Consider the following 19013-nt stretch of genomic DNA (forward strand, 5'->3'; position numbering starts at 1 on the left):
CGTACCGTCCGTCCGACCGGGAGCCCGCCCCATGCACCACCCGACCTCGCCCGACCCCCGTCGCGACGGCTTCGTGCGGGTGCGCGGCGCCCGTGAGCACAACCTCAAGGGCGTCGACGTGGACATCCCGCGCGACGTCCTCGCGGTCTTCACCGGGGTGTCGGGGTCGGGCAAGTCGTCGCTCGCCTTCGGGACGGTCTACGCGGAGGCGCAGCGTCGCTACTTCGAGTCGGTCGCCCCGTACGCGCGCCGGCTGATCCACCAGGTCGGCGCGCCGAAGGTCGGCGAGATCACCGGGCTGCCGCCCGCGGTCTCGCTCCAGCAGAGCCGTTCGGCGCGGACGTCCCGGTCGTCGGTCGGCACGGTCACCACGCTCTCCAATTCGCTGCGGATGCTGTTCTCGCGGGCGGGCTCCTACCCCCAGGGCGCCGAGCGCCTCGACTCGGACGCGTTCTCGCCGAACACGGCGGCGGGCGCCTGCCCCGAGTGCCACGGCCTGGGCCGGGTGCACCGCACCACGGAGCAACTCCTCGTGCCCGAGCCGTCGTTGTCGATCCGGGAGGGCGCGATCGCGGCGTGGCCCGGCGCCTGGCAGGGCAAGAACCTGCGGGACATCCTCGACACGCTCGGGTACTCCGTGGACCGGCCCTGGCGGGAGCTGGCGCAGGAGGACCGCGACTGGATCCTGTTCACGGACGAGCAGCCGGTGGTCACCGTGCACCCGGTGCGGGACGCGGACCGCATCCAACGCCCCTACCAGGGAACGTACATGAGCGCGAACCGGTACGTGCTCAAGACGTTCTCCGACTCCAAGAGCCAGTCGCTGCGCGCGAAGGCGGAGAAGTTCCTCGAGAGCACCCCGTGCCCGGCGTGCGGCGGGGCGCGGCTGCGGGCCGAGGCGCTGGCGGTCACCTTCGCGGGCCGGACGATCGCCGAGCTGGCCCGGCTGCCGCTGGCGCGGCTGGCGCGTGCACTGGACACGAGCGACACCTCCGAGACCGCGCGCGTGCTCACCGAGGACCTGCGGGCCCGCATCGCCACGGTGACGGAGCTCGGCCTCGGCTACCTGAGCCTGGACCGCGCCACCCCCACGCTCTCCGCCGGCGAGCTGCAACGCCTGCGCCTGGCGACCCAGTTGAGGTCGGGCCTGTTCGGCGTGGTGTACGTGCTGGACGAGCCGTCGGCGGGCCTGCACCCGGCCGACACGGAGTCGCTGCTCACGGTCCTGGACCGGCTGAAGGCGGCCGGGAACTCGGTCTTCGTGGTCGAGCACCATCTGGACGTGGTGCGGCGCGCGGACTGGCTCGTCGACGTGGGTCCGCTCGCCGGTGAGCACGGCGGGCAGGTGCTGCACAGCGGCCCCGTGGACGGGCTGAAGGGGGTCGAGGAGTCGGAGACCGCGCGCTTCCTCTTCGACGAAGCTCCCGCGGGTGTACGTCACGTCCGTGAGCCCCGCGCCTGGTTGACGGTAGGACCGGTATCCCGGCACAACCTGCGGGACGTGACGGTCGACGTGCCGCTCGGCGCCTTCACGGCGGTCACCGGCGTCTCCGGCTCCGGCAAGTCGACCCTGATCGGCGAGATCACGGAGGACCTCGACGGGGTGGGCCGCCTGGTGGTCGTCGACCAGAAGCCGATCGGGCGCACGCCGCGCTCCAACCTCGCCACGTACACCGGCCTGTTCGACGTCGTCCGCAAGGTCTTCGCGGCGACGGACGAGGCCAGGTCCCGCGGGTACGGCGTCGGGCGGTTCTCCTTCAACGTCGCCGGCGGACGCTGCGAGACCTGCCAGGGCGAGGGGTTCGTCAGCGTGGAGCTGCTGTTCCTGCCGAGCACGTACGCGCCGTGCCCGGACTGCGCGGGTGCCCGCTACAACCCCGAGACGCTCGAAGTGACCTACCGGGGGCGGAACATCGCGGAGGTCCTCGACCTCACCGTGGAGTCGGCGGCCGAGTTCTTCGCGGGCGACGACGCGGCGGCGGCCGTGGGGCGCAGCCTGCGTACGCTGCTCGACGTCGGCCTCGGCTATCTGCGGCTCGGGCAGCCCGCCACCGAACTCTCCGGCGGCGAGGCCCAACGCATCAAGCTGGCCAGTGAGTTGCAGCGGGTGCGGCGCGGGCACACGCTGTACCTGCTGGACGAGCCGACCACCGGACTGCACCCGGCCGACGTGGAGGTGCTCCTGCGGCAGCTGCACGGGCTCGTCGACGCGGGGCACTCCGTGGTGGTCGTGGAGCACGACATGGCGGTGGTCGCCGGGGCGGACTGGGTCGTGGACATGGGGCCGGGCGGGGGCGATTCGGGCGGGCGGGTTGTCGTCGCCGGGCCGCCGGGGGTCGTCGCGCGGCACGGCGGGAGCCGTACCGCGCCGTATCTGCGGCGTCTGCTGGGTGACTGATCGTCAGGTCACGGGCGCAGCCTCCCCTTGGCCAGTTTCCCTGTGGGGGTCCGTGGAAGCTCACGCACGAACTCCACACCCCTCGGCACCTTGTAGTGGGCCATACGGTCGCGGACGTACGCGATCAGGTCGTCGGCCAACTCCGGGCCGGGAAGGGCCCCTTCGGAGGGCTGCACGTACGCCCGTACCGACTCCCCCATCTCCTCGTCCGGTACGCCGATGACGGCCACGTCGGCCACCGCCGGATGCAGGACCAGGCAGTCCTCGATCTCCTGCGGGTAGATGTTGACCCCGCCGGAGATGATCATGAAGGCCTTGCGGTCGGTGAGGAAGAGGTAACCGTCCTCGTCGACGTGGCCGATGTCGCCCGTGGTCGTCCAGGTGGCGTGGTCGGGATGCTGGGCCTCGCGGGTGCGCCCCTCGTCACGGTGGTACCGGAAAGGGAGTTCCTCGCGCTCGAAGTAGACCGTGCCGGTCTCCCCGGGCGGCAGGACCTTCCCCTCCTCGTCACAGATCCGCAGCTCGCCCAGGAGTCCGGCACGGCCGACGGAGCCGGGCTTGCGCAGCCACTCGTCCGGGCCGATGAACGTGATCCCGTTGCCCTCGGTGGACGAGTAGTACTCGTACAGGACCGGACCCCACCACTCCATCATCCGTCGTTTCACCTCGACGGGGCAGGGGGCTGCCGCGTGCACGGCCACCTTCATCGACGACGTGTCGTAGCGCTCGCGCGCCTCCGCCGGGAGCTTCAGCATCCGGACGAACATCGTCGGCACCCACTGGCTGTGCGTGACCCGGTGCCGCTCGATCGCCGCCAACGCGCCCTGCGCGTCGAAGGAGTTCATCAGGACGACCGTGCCGCCGGTCGCCGTGATCGTGCCGCAGAAGCGCAGCGGTGCCGCGTGGTAGAGCGGCGCGGGACACAGGTAGACGGTCTCCTCGTCGAAGCCGTACATGGGCTGGAAGAGGAGCTGGACCGTCGAGGGTTCCGTGCGGACGTCACCGTCGGGCAGGGCCGGTTCGACGCCCTTGGGGCGGCCCGTGGTCCCGGACGAGTACAGCATGTCGGTGCCGCGCGGCTGCACGTCCGGCGGCTCGGCGGACGCCGTCCGCAGCGCGGTGTCGTACGTCCCGTCGTCGAAGCCGAGCAGGTGGGTGACGTCCGGGGCCAACTCGGCCACCTTCGCGCCCAGTTCGCTCAGGCTCCCCGAGACGATCAGGGCACCGGCGCCGCAGTCGCGCACGATGTAGGCGGCTTCCTCGGCGGTCAGGTGGTGGTTGACGGCGGTGAGGTAGAGGCCCGAGCGCATCGCGGCCCAGTAGACCTCCATGACGCGCGGCTCGTTGCCGGAGAGGAGGGCGAGGTGATCGCCTCTGCCGAGACCCGCCGCGCGCAGGTGGTCGGCGAGGCGCAGCGAGTTCTCCTCCAACTCGCCATAGGTGAGGGTGGTGTTGCCGTCGGCCGTGACGACGGCCGGCCTGGCTGGCTCGTACGCTCCCGGATACATGGACGCGACGGTACTGCGCCGACGTGACGAGTCGTCAGACGTGTGCGCCGACCAAGTCGATGACGGGGCCGGGAGAGCACCTGCTCCCGGCCCCGCCCACCCCGCGCTGTTCGCGGGACGTTTCCGAGGGAGTGGCTCAGCGGCTGACCTTGCGGTTGGCGCGCAGCCATTCCTTGTTCATGCTCGTGATGGAGAACAGCGGGATGCCCTTGGGGCAGGCCGTCGCGCACTCGCCGGTGAGGGTGCAGCCGCCGAAGCCCTCCTCGTCCATCTGCGCCACCATGTCCAGGACCCGTGTCTCACGCTCGGGGGCGCCCTGCGGCAGCACGTTCAGGTGGTTGATCTTCGCCGAGGTGAAGAGCATGGCCGCACCGTTCGGGCAGGCCGCCACGCACGCTCCGCAGCCGATGCACTCGGCGTGCTCGAAGGCGAAGTCCGCGTCGGGCTTGGGGACGGGCGTGGAGTGCGCTTCCGGGGCCGCGCCGGTCGGGGCCGTGATGTAGCCGCCGGACTGGATGATGCGGTCGAAGGCCGTGCGGTCGACGACCAGGTCCTTGATGACCGGGAAGGCCGAGGCGCGCCACGGCTCGATGTCGATCGTGTCGCCGTCCTGGAACGACCGCATGTGGAGCTGGCACGTCGTGGTGCGCTCGGGCCCGTGCGCGTCGCCGTTGATGACGAGCGAGCACGCGCCGCAGATGCCCTCACGGCAGTCGTGGTCGAAGGCGACGGGGTCGTCGCCCTTGACGATGAGTTCCTCGTTGAGGGTGTCGAGCATCTCCAGGAACGACATGTCCTGGCTGATCCCGTCCACCTCGTACGTGGACATGGCGCCTTCGGCGTCGGCGTTCTTCTGGCGCCAGACGCGCAGGGTGAGCTTCATGCGTAGCTCCGCTGAGTGGGGTGGACGTACTCGAAGACCAGGTCTTCCTTGTGCAGGGTGGGCGCCTCGCCGGTCGCGGTGAACTCCCAGGCGGCCGCGTAGGAGAACTCCTCGTCGACGCGGGCGGCCTCGCCGTCGGGGGTCTGCGACTCCTCGCGGAAGTGGCCGCCGCAGGACTCGGCGCGGTGCAGCGCGTCGAGGCACATCAGCTCGGCGAGCTCGATGTAGTCGACGATGCGGTTCGCCTTCTCCAGGGACTGGTTGAACTCCTCGCCGACGCCCGGCACCTTGATGCGGCGCCAGAACTCCTCGCGGATCTGCGGGATGCGCTCCAGGGCCTTGCGCAGGCCGGTCTCCGTGCGGGCCATGCCGCAGAACTCCCACATCAGCTCGCCGAGTTCGCGGTGGAAGGAGTCCGGCGTGCGGTCGCCGTCGACGGCCAGCAACAGGTGGAGGCGGTCCTCGGTCTCGGCGAGCACTTCCTGCACGGCGGGGTGCGCGGCGTCGACCGCCTCTTCGTGCGGGTGCTTGGCGAGGTAGTCGTTGATGGTGGCCGGGAGCACGAAGTAGCCGTCGGCGAGGCCCTGCATGAGGGCGGAGGCGCCGAGCCGGTTCGCGCCGTGGTCGGAGAAGTTGGCCTCGCCGATCGCGAAGAGCCCGGGGATCGTGGTCTGCAGGTCGTAGTCGACCCACAGTCCGCCCATCGTGTAGTGCACGGCCGGGTAGATCCGCATGGGGACCTGGTACGGGTCCTCGTCGGTGATCCGCTGGTACATGTCGAAGAGGTTGCCGTACTTGGCCTCGACGGCCTTGCGGCCCATGCGCTCGATCGCGTCGGCGAAGTCGAGATAGACGCCCTGCCCGCCGGGACCGACGCCCCTGCCCTCGTCGCACACGTTCTTCGCGGCGCGCGAGGCGATGTCGCGCGGGACCAGGTTGCCGAACGACGGGTAGATGCGTTCCAGGTAGTAGTCGCGCTCGTCCTCGGGGATCTTGTTCGCCGGCCGGTCGTCCCCCTTGGCCTTCGGCACCCAGATCCGGCCGTCGTTGCGCAGCGACTCGCTCATCAGCGTCAGCTTCGACTGGTGATCGCCGGTGCGCGGGATGCAGGTGGGGTGGATCTGCGTGAAGCACGGGTTGGCGAAGTAGGCGCCGCGCCGGTGCGCCCGCCACACGGCCGTCGCGTTGGAGTTCATGGCGTTCGTCGACAGGTAGAAGACGTTGCCGTAGCCGCCGGAGGCCAGCACGACCGCGTCCGCGAAGTACGTGTCGATCTTGCCGGTGATCAGGTCGCGGGCGACGATGCCGCGCGCCTTGCCGTCGACGATGACGAGGTCGAGCATCTCGGTACGCGGATGCAGCTCGATGTTCCCGGCAGCGACCTGGCGGCTGAGTGCCTGGTAGGCGCCGAGCAGCAGCTGCTGCCCCGTCTGGCCGCGGGCGTAGAAGGTACGCGAGACCTGCACGCCGCCGAACGACCGGGTGTCGAGCAGTCCCCCGTACTCGCGGGCGAAGGGCACGCCCTGGGCGACGCACTGGTCGATGATCTCGACGGAGATCTGCGCGAGCCGGTGGACATTGGACTCGCGGGCACGGAAGTCGCCGCCCTTGACGGTGTCGTAGAACAGCCGGTGCACGGAGTCGCCGTCGTTGCGGTAGTTCTTCGCGGCGTTGATGCCGCCCTGCGCGGCGATCGAGTGCGCGCGGCGCGGGGAGTCCTGGTAGCAGAACTGGACGACGTGGTAGCCCTGCTCGGCGAGCGTGGCACCGGCGCTGCCGCCCGCGAGCCCCGTGCCCACGACGATGACGGTGTGCTTGCGGCGGTTGGCGGGGTTGACCAGCTTCGCCTCGAAGCGCCGTGTGTCCCAGCGCTCGTTCACGGGCCCGGCCGGGGCCTTGGTGTCGACGACCGGTTCGCCGGTGGAGTAGTCCGCGTACGTGGTCATGGTTCAGCTCACCAATCCGGTCATGACGCCCACGGGCACGGCGATGAAGCCGAGCGTGAGCAGTGCGGCGAGGACGTTGCCGACGGTCTTCAGGACGCGGTCGCGGGTGCGGCTGCCGACGCCGAGGGTCTGCGCGGCGCTCCAGAACCCGTGCTGGATGTGCAGGCCGAGGGCGAGCATCGCGACGATGTAGATGACGTTGCCGTACCAGGTCGAGAACGTGTCGATGATGTTCTGGTACGGGTGCAGGTGCTCGTAGCCGCCCGGGTGCACCGTGCCGGTCGTCAGGTCGAGGATGTGCCAGACGATGAAGAGGCCGAGGATGATGCCGCCCCAGCGCATGGTGCGCGTGGCGTAACTGGCGCTCGGCTTCTTGTGCACGTACTTGCTGGGGCGCGCCTTGATGTCGCGGCGGCTCAGCTGGTACGCGGATGTCGCGTGGGCCACGACGGCGACGACGAGCACGACGCGCACGATCCACAGGCCCCACTCGTAGTGGAGGACCGGGCCGCCCATGGTGCGCAGCCAGCGGGCGTAGTGGTTGATCTCCTCGGGGCCGAAGAAGATCTTGAGGTTCCCGATCATGTGCGCGACCAGGTAGAGCAGCATCACGAGTCCGCTGACGGCCATCACGGTCTTCTTGCCGAGAGAGCTGTCCCAGATCGTGCGCGTCATGGACGGTCGTCGGTCCGTCCGCGTTGCCAGAGCCATGTCACCAGACGCTAGGGCCCAAGGACCCGATCGGTCCAAGACATGGACCAGCTCATTTCCATAGGCTGTGACTATCGTGCGGCTACAGTGGCCGTTATGCAGTTCCAGCAGCTCCAGTACTTCGTCGCGGTCGCGGAGACCCGGCACTTCACGCGCGCCGCCGAGCTGGTGCATGTCGCCCAGCCGTCGCTGTCCCAGCAGATCCGGGCGCTCGAGCGGGAACTGGGGGTGGATCTGTTCCAGCGGGCGCGCGGCAACATCACGCTCACCGACGCCGGTGAGGCCCTGCTGCCGCTGGCCCGCCGGATCCTCGCCGACGCGGACACGGCACGCCACGAGGTGCAGGAGCTGGCGCAGCTGCGGCGCGGCCGGGTGCGGCTCGGCGCCACCCCGTCGCTGTGCACGGGCCTGCTGCCGGACGTCCTGCGCGCGTTCCACGACCGCTATCCGGGGATCCAGCTGCTGATCGAGGAGGGCGGCTCGCACGATCTCGTACGGGAACTCGCGCGCGGGGCGCTGGACCTCGCCCTGGTCGTCCTGCCGCTGCCTGCGCCCGCGCCCGCGCTGACCACCGTGGAACTGCTGCGCGAGGAGCTGGTCGTGGTGTCGTCGCCCGATGCGGCGCGGCCGGGGCGCGGGCGGCGGTCCGTACGGATCGCGGACCTGGAGGGTGAGCGGCTCGTGATGTTCCGGCACGGGTACGACCTGCGGGAACTCACCGTCGCGGCGTGCCGGGCGGAGGGGTTCGAGCCGGACTTCGCGGTGGAGGGCGGCGAGATGGACGCGGTCCTTGGCTTTGTGCGGGCGGGGCTCGGGGTCGCGGTGGTGCCGTCGATGGTGGCGCTGCGGGCCGGCGCGGATCTTCGGGTGACGCCGCTGGCCCGTCCCGGGTTGCGGCGGACCATCGCGCTGGCGCACCGGTCGGACGTGGCGCCGCCGCGGGCTGCGCGGGAGCTTCAGCGGATGCTGGTGCAGCGGGGCGGGTGACGGTGCGGGGCGCCTTTCCTGTCGTTCGGCCGCGGCTCGGCGGGGCTGGTCGTGCTCGCCTTCGCGACTGCCGGGTGCTGTTCGTCTCGCGGCTGCGGCTCCGGTGGGGGCTGGTCGCGCAGTTCCCCGCGCCCCTGAAGCATGCGCTCCGCGCAGCTTCCCCTGGAGCGAGCGGAGCTCGCTGGCAGGGGCGCGGGGAACTGCGCGACCAGCCACGACGAACGGCGCGCCCGGCAACGGAACAGGAACCCCTACGGGGTCCTCCGCGTCAAGCAGTACACGCCCCCGGAGGGATCCCGCATCACCAGCCAGTCCGTGCCCTCGCGCACGAACACCGCGCCCAGCGACTCGTGCCGCAGCCGTACCGCATCGGCATCCGCGCACGCGATGTCCAGGTGCGCCGACGCCGTGTCGTTCGAGTCGAGGCGCTGGAACAGCAACTGCACCGGAGAAGCCGCCAACCGACGGAACTCCGCTCCCCCGCACGGCACTTCGGGCCAACCGGTGAGCGCCGCCCAGAAGTCCACCTCCGCCTCGTACGCGCCCGGAGCCGTGTCCAGGCAGATCTGGTCGAGCCGGTTGGACGGCTCGACCGGCCCCGGCACCACCGACTCCCCGTCCCACGCCACCAGGCAGAACGGATGCCCCGCCGGAGAGCGCAGCACCTCCAACCCCGGCTCGGCGTAGACCGGTTGGGCGCCGAGCGCGGCGGCCCGCGCGGCCTCCCCGGGCACGTCGTCCACGCAGAGGTCGATGTGCGCGCCGCCGGCGCCGTCCGCCACGCCCTGCACCTTCAGGCAGGCGTCCGCCCCGTCCTCGTACGGCAGCAGAGTCGCGAACTCGCCGCGCTCGCCCCGGAGTTCGGACAGGCGGGAGCCCGTGACCCGCGCCCAGAAGTCGCAGGCCGCGCCGAACTTCCCGTACGGCCGGTCGATGAACGCGTAGGACCAGCGGATCACGTCGTGCTCACCCGGTGGCGTCGGCGAGCGCCAGCTCGTGGAGGCGGTCCGGCGGGCCAGGCCGCGCGTAGTACCAGCCCTGGGCCGTGTCGCAGCCCAGTTCCCGCAGCTGCTCGGCCTGCGCGCCCGTCTCGACGCCCTCGACCGTGACCGCGAGATCCAGGCTGTGGGCGAGCGAGACGATGCCCTCCACGATCTTCAAGTCGACCGGGTCAGCGGGGAATTGCTGCATGCCCTGGGTGAAGGAACGGTCCAGCTTGAGGACGTTCACCGGGAGGCGGCGGAGGTTCGCGAGGTTCGAGTAACCGGTGCCGAAGTCGTCGAGCGCTATGTCGACGCCCATCTCGGAGAGCCTGCGCAGGGGCTTGAGCAGGTCGTCGTCGGCGCCGATCAGCGCCGACTCCGTCACTTCGAGACAGAGGGCGCCCGGTTCGAGGCCCGAGCGCTCCAGGATGTCGACCGTGTCGGCGACGAGCCCGGGGTGCGTGAGCTGCATCGGGGACAGGTTGACGTTGATGCGCAGGGGGCCCGCCTCCGCATGGCGCTCCTGCCAGACACAGGCCTGGCGGACCGATTCCTCCAGGACCCAGCGCCCCAGCGGCACGATGAGGCCCGTGTGCTCGGCGAGCGGGATGAAGCGGTCCGGGCCGAGCACCCCGTGCTGCGGGTGCAGCCAGCGGACCAGGGCCTCGGCGCCGCGCACGCTGCCGTCGCCGAGGTGGACGAGCGGCTGGTACTCGATGAAGAACTCGCCGCGGTCCAGGGCGGCGGGCAGCGCCGTCGTCAGGCCGTGCCGGGTGATCGCGCGGGCGTCGGCCTCCGGGTCGGCGAGCTCGAAGCGGTTGCCGCCCGCGGACTTGGCCCGGTACATGGTGATGTCGGCGCTGCGCAGCACCTCGGCGGCGCTGCGGTCGCCGACCGGGCCCTCGACGATGCCGATCGAGCCGCGCACCGTGAGCTCACGGCCGTCTATGCGGATGGGAGTGGCCAGCGCGTTCATGATGCGGCCCGCGAGCTCGTCGACCTCCGCCTCGGTGTCGCGGCCCGTGGTCAGGGGCACGAACTCGTCGCCGCCGAGCCGCGCCACCATTTCCCCGCGCGCGGTGGCGCAGGACTGGAGGCGGTCGGCGACCTCGACGAGGAGCCGGTCGCCGACGGCGTGACCGAGGCTGTCGTTGATGGTCTTGAAGCCGTCGAGGTCCAGGTAGCACAGGCCGAACCGCGCGCCTTCGCCCGCGCCGAGCACCTTCTCCAGGCGTTCGAAGAACAGCGTGCGGTTGGGGAGGCCGGTCAGCGCGTCGTGCGTCGCCTCGTAGCGCAGGCGCAGGTTCAGCAGGCGGCGCTCGGTCGTGTCCTCCATCAGCGCGAGCTGGTACTGCGGGACGCCGTCCTTGTCGCGGAGCAGCGACACCGTCAGGTTGGTCCACAGCGCGGTGCCGTCGGGGCGGTAGAACGCCTTCTCCACCCGGTAGTGCTCGCGCTCGCCCCGCACCAGTTCCTGGTAGAGGTGCCACACCTGCGGGGCGTCGTCGGGGTGCGTCCAGTCGCGGACGTTGCGGCCGCGCAGCGTGCCCTCGTTGCCGCCGAACATCCGCACCAGGGCGTCGTTGACCTCCAGCACCGTGCCGTCGAGCGCGGCGATGCCGATACCGATCGCGGCGCCGTGGAACACCGCGCGGAACCGGGCCTCGCTCGCGTGCAGCGCCTCGGCGACGGCACTGCGGGCGTTCAGCGCGGCCCGCGAGATGGCCTCCTGCTCGACGAGGGTGCGCTCGCGCAGCGCGGCGGCGAAGCCGGCGGCCACGGTGTGCTGGATGCGGGCGCAGCGGGCCCGCAGATCGTCCTCGCGCTCGGGGCTGTTCGCCTCCTCGCCGCAGTACAGGACGAGGTACGCGTCGACGACGTCGAGGGTGCGGCTGAGCGCCTCGGGGTCGGTGCAGTGCGCGTCGACGAGGGCGGCGCCGACCGCCTGCCCCTGCGCGGCGTCCAGGGTCCGCGCGGCCAGCGCTTCGCGCAGTCTGCGGGCGAGCGGCACGAGTTCCTGCTCGAACTCGGGCCTGGTCAGGGACGTCGCCGTCACCGGGAAGATGGCCCGGCTCCAGATCGTGGCGAACCTGCGCAGTCTGTCTTCCGGTCCGCCCGGCTCTTCGCTCACGCCTTGCGCCCCACTCCCACATAGCCCGCGAATGTGTACGGGTCCGCGTCCTCGACGTCCTGCGCCGCGTTCTCGGGCCGCCACACCGGCATCGGGACGATGCCGGGTTCGACCACCTCGTACCCCTTGAAGAACCGTGCGATCTCTTCGCGGCTCCGCATGATCAGCGGATTGCGGACATCGTTCCGGTAGACGTCGACCGCGCCGTCGGCCTGCTCGGTCGCCAGCTGCACTCCCTCCCAGGAGGCATGCGTCACGATCAGCATGCTGCCCGGAGCGAGTGCCTCGCTGAGTTCGGCCACGGCCCCGTACGGGTCGTCGGCGTCCTCGATGAAGTGCAGCACGGCGACCAGGAGGAGCGCCACCGGCCGCTGGAGGTTCAGGAGTTCGCCGACCTCGGCGCTGTGCAGGATCTCGCGCGGCCCGCGCAGATCGGCCGCGACGACGGCGGTGTCCGGGTTCCCCTCCAGGACCGCCCTGCTGTGCGCGATGGCGACCGGGTCGTGGTCGACGTAGACGACCCGGGAGCCCGGTCTCGCCCGCTGGGCCACCTCGTGGACGCTCCCGAAGGTGGGGATGCCGGAGCCGATGTCGAGGAACTGGTCCACGCCCTGGTCCGCGGCGTACCGCACGGCCCGCCGCATGAACGCCCGGTTCGCCTGCATGATCCTGGGCAGGCCCGGCATGAACTCCATGGCCTTGCGGGCGGCTTCCCGGTCGACCTCGAAGTTGTGCGAACCGCCCAGGTAGTAGTCGTAGATCCGGGACACGCTGGGCACCGTGATGTCGATGCCCTGCGGTGCCCAGGCGGGTCGCTCCATCAGTCTCTCCAAGGCGTAGGCGAGCCGGTGTTCGAGGCGAGGCTACTGATCAACCGACAAAGGAGCGAGTCAAAACGGAAATTGACCGTCCGTTCTCGGTCACTGCCTCCGGCACGTGCCAATTGGCGACGATCCGAAACCACCCCGAAACCATCTCTTTCCCAACCGAAAAGAACCGGTCCGTTCCCGCCGCATGACCATCACTTGGCCACGCGGGGAACGGACCGGCGATTCGCCAAATCCCTGACGACTCTACTGCGAGCCGCTCGCCGGACGCACCGGCCCCTCCTGGGTTGTTACGTGTTGTATCACTTCGCCGCGCCCACCGGCTTTCCGTCCGGGGCGGCCGCATACCAAGTTCCTCCGACGCCCTGGCCGTTGGTGTCACCCGGCTTCTTGTCGCCGGAGAAGGTGTAGACGGGCCAGCAGTTCAGCGTCTGTTGCTTGGAGCCATCGGGCCTGGTGAACGTCATGTAACCCTTCAAGGGAATGTCCTTGGTGTCGTTCTTCGCGACCGGCGCGACGGCGGGCCACTTCTGCGCACACGCGCCCACGCAGTTGGACTTGATCGGCCATGCCGAGTCCTTGAGGAACCGGTAGACGGTCATGCCGTTCTTGTCCACGACGATCTCGCCGAGCTTCGGGTCCTTGCGGGTCGAGAGCCCCGCGAGGTCCGCGGGTTCGGCCGCCGCGGCCGGGCTCGCCTTCTTGCCGTCGGGGGCGGCCGCGTACCAAGTCCCTCCGACCCCCTGACCCTTGGCGTCGCCAGGACTGGTGTCCATGGCGTACCGGTACATCGGCCAGCCCGCGACGGTGAGCTGCTTGGTGCCGTCCGCCGCGGTGACCTGGCCGAGCAGCGACGGGTCGACACCCGTGACGGCCTTGGCACCGCTCGCGGGGACCGCCGGCCAGGTCTTCAGGCACGCGGCGTCACAGTTCGACTTGGGCGGTTCTGCGGTGTCCTTGTCGAACCGGTAGAGGGTCATCCCCGCGCTGTCGGTGAGCACCTTGCCGAGCTTCTTGCTGTCCCACGCGGCGAGTTGGCCCGCCGATTTGCCCTTGGCCGCGGGGCTCGCGGAACTGTCGCCGGACGAGCCGTAACCGTCCGAGCCGTACGCGCCGTCCGCCTGGGGCGCGTCGGCCGCGTTCGCCGCGTTGTCCACGTTCTGCCCGTTCGCGCTCTGGTCTCCCTTGTCCTGACCGCACGCCGTCGTGAGCGCCAGCAGGGCCGCAGCTGTCGCTACGAACGAGGCGCTCCGCCAGGAGGTCTTCATCGTCAACTCCCGCATGTTGCTTGGGTGTTGCGAGACCCGGTCGGGTCCGCACATGGCTCTAGGTACGAGCGGGGGCGGCAGGTGCGTTCAACGCTGTTCAAGATTTCTGGCGCGGCCCGGCGAGCGCGGGGCGAGGGGGCTCAAACGCCGAGTGCTCCCACTACCCACCTTCGGGGCATTTCGCGGCAACCACCGAGTGCCGGCCCGCGACGCCGCTCATGATCTCCGTCGTGCACCGAATCCAGCAGGCCGGACGCCCTGTCTCCGGCCTGGTCACACGAGTCCTGGCGGTGGTGGTCGTCGCCTGGCTGTGCGGGGCGCCCGCGGCGGCGACGGCCCTCACCCCGTCCGACAGCTGCGCCTACGCGTCGGTCGACGGCGGCGGTACGGGGGGCGCCGTCGCGGTCTCCGGCGACGACGTCATCTGCAGCGCGGGCCCGAGCACGCCCCCGCCGAAGAAGCCGACGCCCAAACCGCCACCGCCCAAGCCCGCTCCTCCCCCACCCCCCGAACCACCACCACCGCCTCCGCCGCCGCCACCCCCACCGACGCCGACGCCTCCGCCCCCCGCCCCGGAACCACCGAGGCCGACCCCGACCCCGACCCCGACCCCGACCCCCACACCGACCCCCACCCACTCCAAGCGCCCCTCCCCCACACCGACGCCCGTGCACTACCCGGTCTACCGCCCCACGGTGCACCGCGCGCCACCGCAGAGCGGCCCGTCGCTCGTCACTCTCACCCTGCTCATCACCGCGCCCGCGGTGCTCGCGGTCGCCGCACTGCGCCCCCGCTGAACCTTTGTGGAGTAATCGATGTCGGAATGGCTTGTTCTCGCCCTCGCCATGGTCGCCGTGTGCGCCATCGTGCTGGTCGTCCAAGTGCTGCAGCAGCGCAGAATCGGCGACGACGACGATCCGTCGGAGACCCCGGACGTGATCGAGTACATGACGATGATGATCGGGGTGGTCTACGCGATCGTGCTGGGTCTGGCCATCGCGGGCGTGTGGGAGGCCCGCAGCGCGGCCCAGGACCACGTCCGCAACGAGGCGCAGGCGCTGCACGAGATCCACGAACGCGTCCGGGTCTACCCGCCCGACGTCCGGGAACGGATCCGCGGGGATGTCGACGCCTATGTCAGCCATGTCGTCACCACCGAGTGGAAGGCGATGCGTTCCAAGGGCGAGCTGACGGACAAGGGCACGCAGCTGCTCGACACGGTGCGCCACGACGTCACCGACTACGAGCCGAAGAACGACTTCCAGGCCCAGGCCTACCAGCCGCTCGTCGACCAGGTCACCGCCGCCGACGACGCGCGCAACGCCCGCGCGGACTCCACCGGCGCCACCATGCCGGGGGTCGTCTGGTTCGGCCTGATCGTCGGCGGGCTGGTCACGATCGGCATGATCTTCGCCCTGCAGATCCGCCGCACCCCGCGCGAGCTGATCCTCGCCGGACTCTTCTCCGCGCTGATCGCCTTCCTGCTCTTCCTCATCTGGGACTTCGACGCGCCCTACAGCCGCGGCGTCGCGGCGACGGCCGAGCCGTTCCTGATGCTCTTTCCGGGCGCCGGCTGACGCCGACGGGCCGACGGGTCCCCTGTACGGCCCATACAGATGCCCCGTTCGTACGACACCGATCGCGCCCATAAGGGGGTGTCCCTAGCGTTTCCGGCAGCGAGGTGCTTGTCCCAAGCCAGCGGAACCGGTCCGCAGCTGCTCCTCGTGGACCCGGAGGAACTCCACCATGATCGCGATACGCACCGCTTCCGCAGCTGCGCTCGGTCTCACCGTCCTGTCGCTCACCGCACCGTCCGCGGCGGCGAAGGAGTCCGATCCGTTCCAGGTCAGCGTCTCCCCCACGACGATCGCCGCGGGCGGTCAGGTCGCGCTCTACGCGAGCGGCTGCAACGGCGACACGACCGTCTCGGCCGGGATCTTCGACAGCGTCACGATCGGCAACGGCAGCGGTCAGCGCAACGCCACCGTCGACTGGGACGCCAAGCAGGGCGCCATGTACACGGTGAAGTTCTCCTGCTCCGGCGGAGGCAGCCGCACCGTCGACCTCACCATCGCGTCCGGCAGAACCGATCCGACACCGCCACCCGTCCATCACGGAGTGAAGGCCGGCATCGGCGGCAGCCTCGGCGGGTTCGACCTGCACGAGATCGGCCTCGGCGCGGCGCTGATCGCGGGTGCGCTGGGGTCCGCGTACTACTTCTCGCGACGCCGCACCGGAGACGGCGACGCCTGACGGACACCCGCACGGGCCGGTGCCCCGAAGACCGCAGGGTCTTCGGGGCACCGGCCCGTTCACGTGCGGCGCGGGCCCCGTGAAGGGGGTCGGGGCCCGCCCTGCCCGTCTTCTCGGAGGCGTTACGCCTTGCCCTCCGCACGGCGGCGCATCCAGAACACGCCGCCGCCGATCAGCGCCGAGGCCACCAGCGCCCCGCCGATCGCCATGTCGGTGGTGGTCGCCCCGGTCTCGGTGGCACCGCCGAGACCACCGCGCACCCCACCGTGGATGACGGTGAACGCGGCCGGTCTGGTCAGGGGCGCGCCCTGGCAGCTGACGCTGACGTCGTGCGCGCCGACGTTGGCGCTGTCGTGCACGGTGGCCGTCCCGCTGGCCTGGCTGCCGCCCGGGACCGCGCTCAGGTTGATCGTGCCGAAGGCGTCGGACGACGCCGTGCTGTTCGACTGGCACTTCGTCCCGTCGACCGACACGGTCACCTGGCCGCCGCGCGGGACGACGCTGGGCGAGACGGAGAGGTTGGTCGGGTCCTCCCAGGCCGACGCGGCGGGGGCGGCGAGTCCGACGACGGCGACCGCGGCGGCGGACACCGCCAAGGCACGGGTGGTACGCATGGAAATCCTCCGCGGAAGGCGTCCCCGGGGAACGGTCCCCGGGACTTTCGGCGAGAACGCCTCCCAGACGAACCCTCAGATGCCGTGCGCACAGCCGCATTTCGGGAATCGGCCGTCCTGGTGAGCCGACACACCGGAGGAATTCCCCGAGAAGGGATATCACCGCAGGTCACGGACCGTCAGAAAATTCCTCGGAGTGGCACCTCGGATGGCTCACCGGCATTCCGAAACGCCCTTCCGGCGGCCACCCGTTCGCTCTTGCCCCGTCGCTGGGTGTGCGCGGCCGACTTAGCGTGCTGGTACGCGCAACGGATCCGGTCTCGCCGCCGTTTCCAGAGGGGATGAGCGAATGTCCGACGCAATGCTGGAAGAGGAGGAGCAGCCGAGAAAGCGCGCCCCCTGGGGCGTGATGGCGCTGGTGCTGCTCACCGGTCTCGCCCTGATCCGCAATGGATCGGGGGAATTCGACATCGGGCCGCCACAGCCCGCCTCGGCCGCTGCCGCGGACACGAGCGCGCCGGCCTGGGCCACGTCGAAGGCACCGGAACCGCTGCCGTTCTCCCAGGTGGACCGGGTGCGCATCCCGGCGATCCGGGTGGACGCGCCGGTGATGCCGGTCGGCCTCGACGCGGAGGGCTGGGTGGACGCGCCACCGCCGCAGGACCCGAACCTGGCAGGCCTGTTCTCGGGTGCCGTGTCACCGGGCGAGAAAGGGACGGCCGTCATCGTCGGGCACGTCGACAACATGCAGGGCCCGGCGGTGTTCTACGGCCTCGGCTCCCTCAAGAAGGGAAACCACGTCGAGGTGAAACGGAAGGACGGAAAGACGGCCGTGTTCCGGATCTACGGTCTGGAGGTCTTCGAGAAGTCGAAATTCCCCGGCAAGAAGGTCTACGGATCCACCGGCGCACCGGAGTTGCGGGTCATCACCTGTGGCGGCGGCTTCTCGAAGCAGCACGGCTACGACGGGAATGTCGTGGCCTTCGCCCGCCTGGTGTCCGTGCGCTGAGCGCGCGGTCCCGGCGGGCGCCCGTACGGGGTGCGGGTCAGGCGAGTCGGCGGCGCGGAACCGTGACGCGGTATCCGTCGTCGAGCAGCGCGGGCAGATACTCGCGCAGCGCGGCGACGCTCTGCGACCGGTTGCCGCCGGCGTCGTGGTTGAGGACGATCACACCGGGTGCCGCCCCGCCGAGCACCCGGGAGACGATGGTGCCGGTGCCCGGGGTGTTCCAGTCGAGGGTGTCGACGGTCCAGGCGAGGGGTTCCATGCCGAGCTCGGCGCCGAGGCGGAACGCGGCGCGGTTCCACGCCCCGTAGGGAGCGCGGAACCAGGCGGGCGCCTCGCCGACCGCGTCCTCGACGACCTCGCAGGTCCGCTCGATCTCGGGCCGCATCCCGGACCGGGTCATCCGGGTCAGCAGCGGGTGCGTCCAGGTGTGGTTGCCGATGACGTGGCCGTCGTCGGCCATCTCGCGCAGCAGGTCCTTGTTCTCGACCGCCATCTCGCCGCACACGAAGAACATCGCGCGGACGTCGTGCTTGCGCAGGGTGCGCAGGATGTCGGGGGTGTACCGGGGGTCGGGGCCGTCGTCGAAGGTGAGCACCATGGCGCGGTCCCCGCGCTCGAAGTCCCAGTTGAGGATCGGCTCGTGACGGACCTTCAGCGGGGCGCGGGCGGCACGCTGCGGACCGTATCCGGCGATCGGGCTGAGCCGGTACGCGGACGGCTTGAGCGGGCGGGCCGCGGGGGCTCCGGCGGCGGGCGCGGCGCCCGGGCCCGGGCCGGTCGGTGCGGCGGCCCGGTCGGTCGCCGTGCAGCCGGTGAGGGCGGCCAGACCGACGGCGGTGAAGCCGCGCAGCAACGTACGGCGTCCTGGCGGCATCTGAGGGGTTGTCATGCTTCATCCGTCACACGGTGTCGGCGCGGTGGCGCACACCACCACCGGTTGGGACGCGCGAAAGCACCCGTTCAGCGGCGGCGCCCGGTGGCGGCCGGGCGCCCCGCCGCTCCCCCTACCTGGGCTTTCCGTTAGCCTCTGGCCGTGACCGAACAGCAGCCCCATCAGTTCGAGCGCGGCACGGACGGCCCGAAGGTGATCGTCGTCGGTGTCGACGGCTCCGACTCCTCGTTCCGGGCGGCGGCCTACGCAGGCGGCCTGGCCCGCCGGCAGCACGCGCTGCTCGCCGTCGTGTACGTGCAGCCCGTCATGGCGGCCGGGGCCGCCCTCGGGGTGCCGATCGCCGAGACCACCGACGAGATCGCGGAGGGCCTGGTCGCCTACATCCGCGAGGCGACGGAGCGGGTCAAGGGCATATACGACGTGCGCTGGGAGTTCCACACCTTCCGCGGCGACCCGTTCAGCGGCCTGGTCACCGCCGCCGACGAGCTCAAGGCGGACGCGGTGGTCGTCGGCGCCTCGGAGCAGGCCGGGCACCGCATCGTCGGCTCGGTCGCCGTGCGCCTGGTGAAGGCGGGGCGCTGGCCGGTCACCGTCGTGCCGTAG

The 19013-nt window shown here is 70.9% G+C and carries 17 protein-coding genes; 7 read left to right on the plus strand and 10 right to left on the minus strand.

The features are described from left to right. Nucleotides 1-31 precede the first annotated feature (31 nt). The gene (locus tag B072_RS0131075) at nucleotides 32-2398 is read left to right on the plus strand and encodes an ATP-binding cassette domain-containing protein (RefSeq protein WP_018533867.1); all 2367 of its coding nucleotides are present in this window, start codon (nucleotides 32-34) and stop codon (nucleotides 2396-2398) included. Nucleotides 2399-2406: 8 nt separating this feature from the next. On the opposite strand, the gene B072_RS0131080 is transcribed toward B072_RS0131075, so the two are convergent. The 4 genes from B072_RS0131080 to B072_RS0131095 all read right to left on the minus strand — a co-directional run bounded on the left by B072_RS0131080 (nucleotide 2407) and on the right by B072_RS0131095 (nucleotide 7410). After that, entirely contained in the window at nucleotides 2407-3906 is a 1500-nt protein-coding gene (locus tag B072_RS0131080) for an acyl-CoA synthetase (RefSeq protein WP_018533868.1), read from the minus strand. A 136-nt stretch (nucleotides 3907-4042) separates the two neighbouring features. Then, on the minus strand, nucleotides 4043-4789 hold the full coding sequence (locus B072_RS0131085) for a succinate dehydrogenase/fumarate reductase iron-sulfur subunit (RefSeq protein ID WP_018533869.1): 747 nt from the start codon (nucleotides 4787-4789) through the stop codon (nucleotides 4043-4045). Next, on the minus strand, nucleotides 4786-6735 hold the full coding sequence (locus B072_RS0131090; protein ID WP_018533870.1) for a fumarate reductase/succinate dehydrogenase flavoprotein subunit: 1950 nt from the start codon (nucleotides 6733-6735) through the stop codon (nucleotides 4786-4788). Before B072_RS0131090 ends, B072_RS0131085 begins: the two co-directional genes overlap by 4 nt. Before the next feature lie 3 nt (nucleotides 6736-6738). Further along, nucleotides 6739-7410: a succinate dehydrogenase gene (locus B072_RS0131095; RefSeq protein WP_018533871.1), complete on the minus strand. Its 672-nt coding sequence runs from the start codon at nucleotides 7408-7410 to the stop codon at nucleotides 6739-6741. 132 nt (nucleotides 7411-7542) lie between these two features. On the opposite strand from B072_RS0131095, the gene B072_RS0131100 reads away from it, so the two are divergent. After that, a complete protein-coding gene (locus B072_RS0131100; protein ID WP_018533872.1) occupies nucleotides 7543-8433 on the plus strand; it encodes a LysR family transcriptional regulator in 891 nt (296 codons plus the stop codon). 251 nt (nucleotides 8434-8684) lie between these two features. Here the strand turns inward: B072_RS0131100 and B072_RS0131105 are convergent, their stop codons facing one another. The 4 genes from B072_RS0131105 to B072_RS0131120 form a co-directional block, all read right to left on the minus strand. Next, nucleotides 8685-9392, minus strand: a complete 708-nt coding sequence (locus B072_RS0131105; RefSeq protein ID WP_018533873.1) for a VOC family protein — start codon at nucleotides 9390-9392, stop codon at nucleotides 8685-8687. Between the two features lie 7 nt (nucleotides 9393-9399). After that, the gene (locus tag B072_RS0131110) at nucleotides 9400-11547 is read right to left on the minus strand and encodes a putative bifunctional diguanylate cyclase/phosphodiesterase (RefSeq protein WP_018533874.1); all 2148 of its coding nucleotides are present in this window, start codon (nucleotides 11545-11547) and stop codon (nucleotides 9400-9402) included. Further along, nucleotides 11544-12368 (minus strand): SAM-dependent methyltransferase, encoded by an 825-nt coding sequence (locus B072_RS0131115; protein ID WP_018533875.1) that lies wholly within the window; start codon nucleotides 12366-12368, stop codon nucleotides 11544-11546. Before B072_RS0131115 ends, B072_RS0131110 begins: the two co-directional genes overlap by 4 nt. A gap of 308 nt (nucleotides 12369-12676) precedes the next feature. Then, nucleotides 12677-13642, minus strand: coding sequence for an SCO0930 family lipoprotein (locus B072_RS0131120; RefSeq protein WP_018533876.1), 966 nt, complete (start codon nucleotides 13640-13642; stop codon nucleotides 12677-12679). Between the two features lie 230 nt (nucleotides 13643-13872). Between B072_RS0131120 and B072_RS48820 the strand changes: the two genes are divergently transcribed. The 3 genes from B072_RS48820 (at nucleotide 13873) to B072_RS0131140 (ending at nucleotide 15895) form a co-directional block, all read left to right on the plus strand. Next, on the plus strand, nucleotides 13873-14439 hold the full coding sequence (locus B072_RS48820; protein WP_199791118.1) for a hypothetical protein: 567 nt from the start codon (nucleotides 13873-13875) through the stop codon (nucleotides 14437-14439). Nucleotides 14440-14457: 18 nt separating this feature from the next. Further along, on the plus strand, nucleotides 14458-15219 hold the full coding sequence (locus B072_RS0131135; RefSeq protein ID WP_018533879.1) for a DUF4239 domain-containing protein: 762 nt from the start codon (nucleotides 14458-14460) through the stop codon (nucleotides 15217-15219). Between the two features lie 169 nt (nucleotides 15220-15388). Beyond that, nucleotides 15389-15895, plus strand: coding sequence for a hypothetical protein (locus B072_RS0131140; RefSeq protein WP_018533880.1), 507 nt, complete (start codon nucleotides 15389-15391; stop codon nucleotides 15893-15895). A 122-nt stretch (nucleotides 15896-16017) separates the two neighbouring features. Here the strand turns inward: B072_RS0131140 and B072_RS0131145 are convergent, their stop codons facing one another. Continuing rightward, complete coding sequence (locus B072_RS0131145; RefSeq protein ID WP_018533881.1) at nucleotides 16018-16509, minus strand: hypothetical protein; 492 nt, start codon at nucleotides 16507-16509, stop codon at nucleotides 16018-16020. 349 nt (nucleotides 16510-16858) lie between these two features. Between B072_RS0131145 and B072_RS0131150 the strand changes: the two genes are divergently transcribed. Beyond that, nucleotides 16859-17518, plus strand: a complete 660-nt coding sequence (locus B072_RS0131150) for a class F sortase (protein ID WP_026246488.1) — start codon at nucleotides 16859-16861, stop codon at nucleotides 17516-17518. Nucleotides 17519-17555: 37 nt separating this feature from the next. On the opposite strand, the gene B072_RS0131155 is transcribed toward B072_RS0131150, so the two are convergent. Continuing rightward, nucleotides 17556-18407: a polysaccharide deacetylase family protein gene (locus B072_RS0131155; protein WP_026246489.1), complete on the minus strand. Its 852-nt coding sequence runs from the start codon at nucleotides 18405-18407 to the stop codon at nucleotides 17556-17558. 144 nt (nucleotides 18408-18551) lie between these two features. Here B072_RS0131155 and B072_RS0131160 point away from each other — a divergent pair, with 144 nt between their 5' ends. Continuing rightward, nucleotides 18552-19013, plus strand: a complete 462-nt coding sequence (locus B072_RS0131160; protein WP_018533884.1) for a universal stress protein — start codon at nucleotides 18552-18554, stop codon at nucleotides 19011-19013.

It is taken from the genome of Streptomyces sp. HmicA12 (genome assembly GCF_000373565.1).
Taxonomy (GTDB): domain Bacteria; phylum Actinomycetota; class Actinomycetes; order Streptomycetales; family Streptomycetaceae; genus Streptomyces.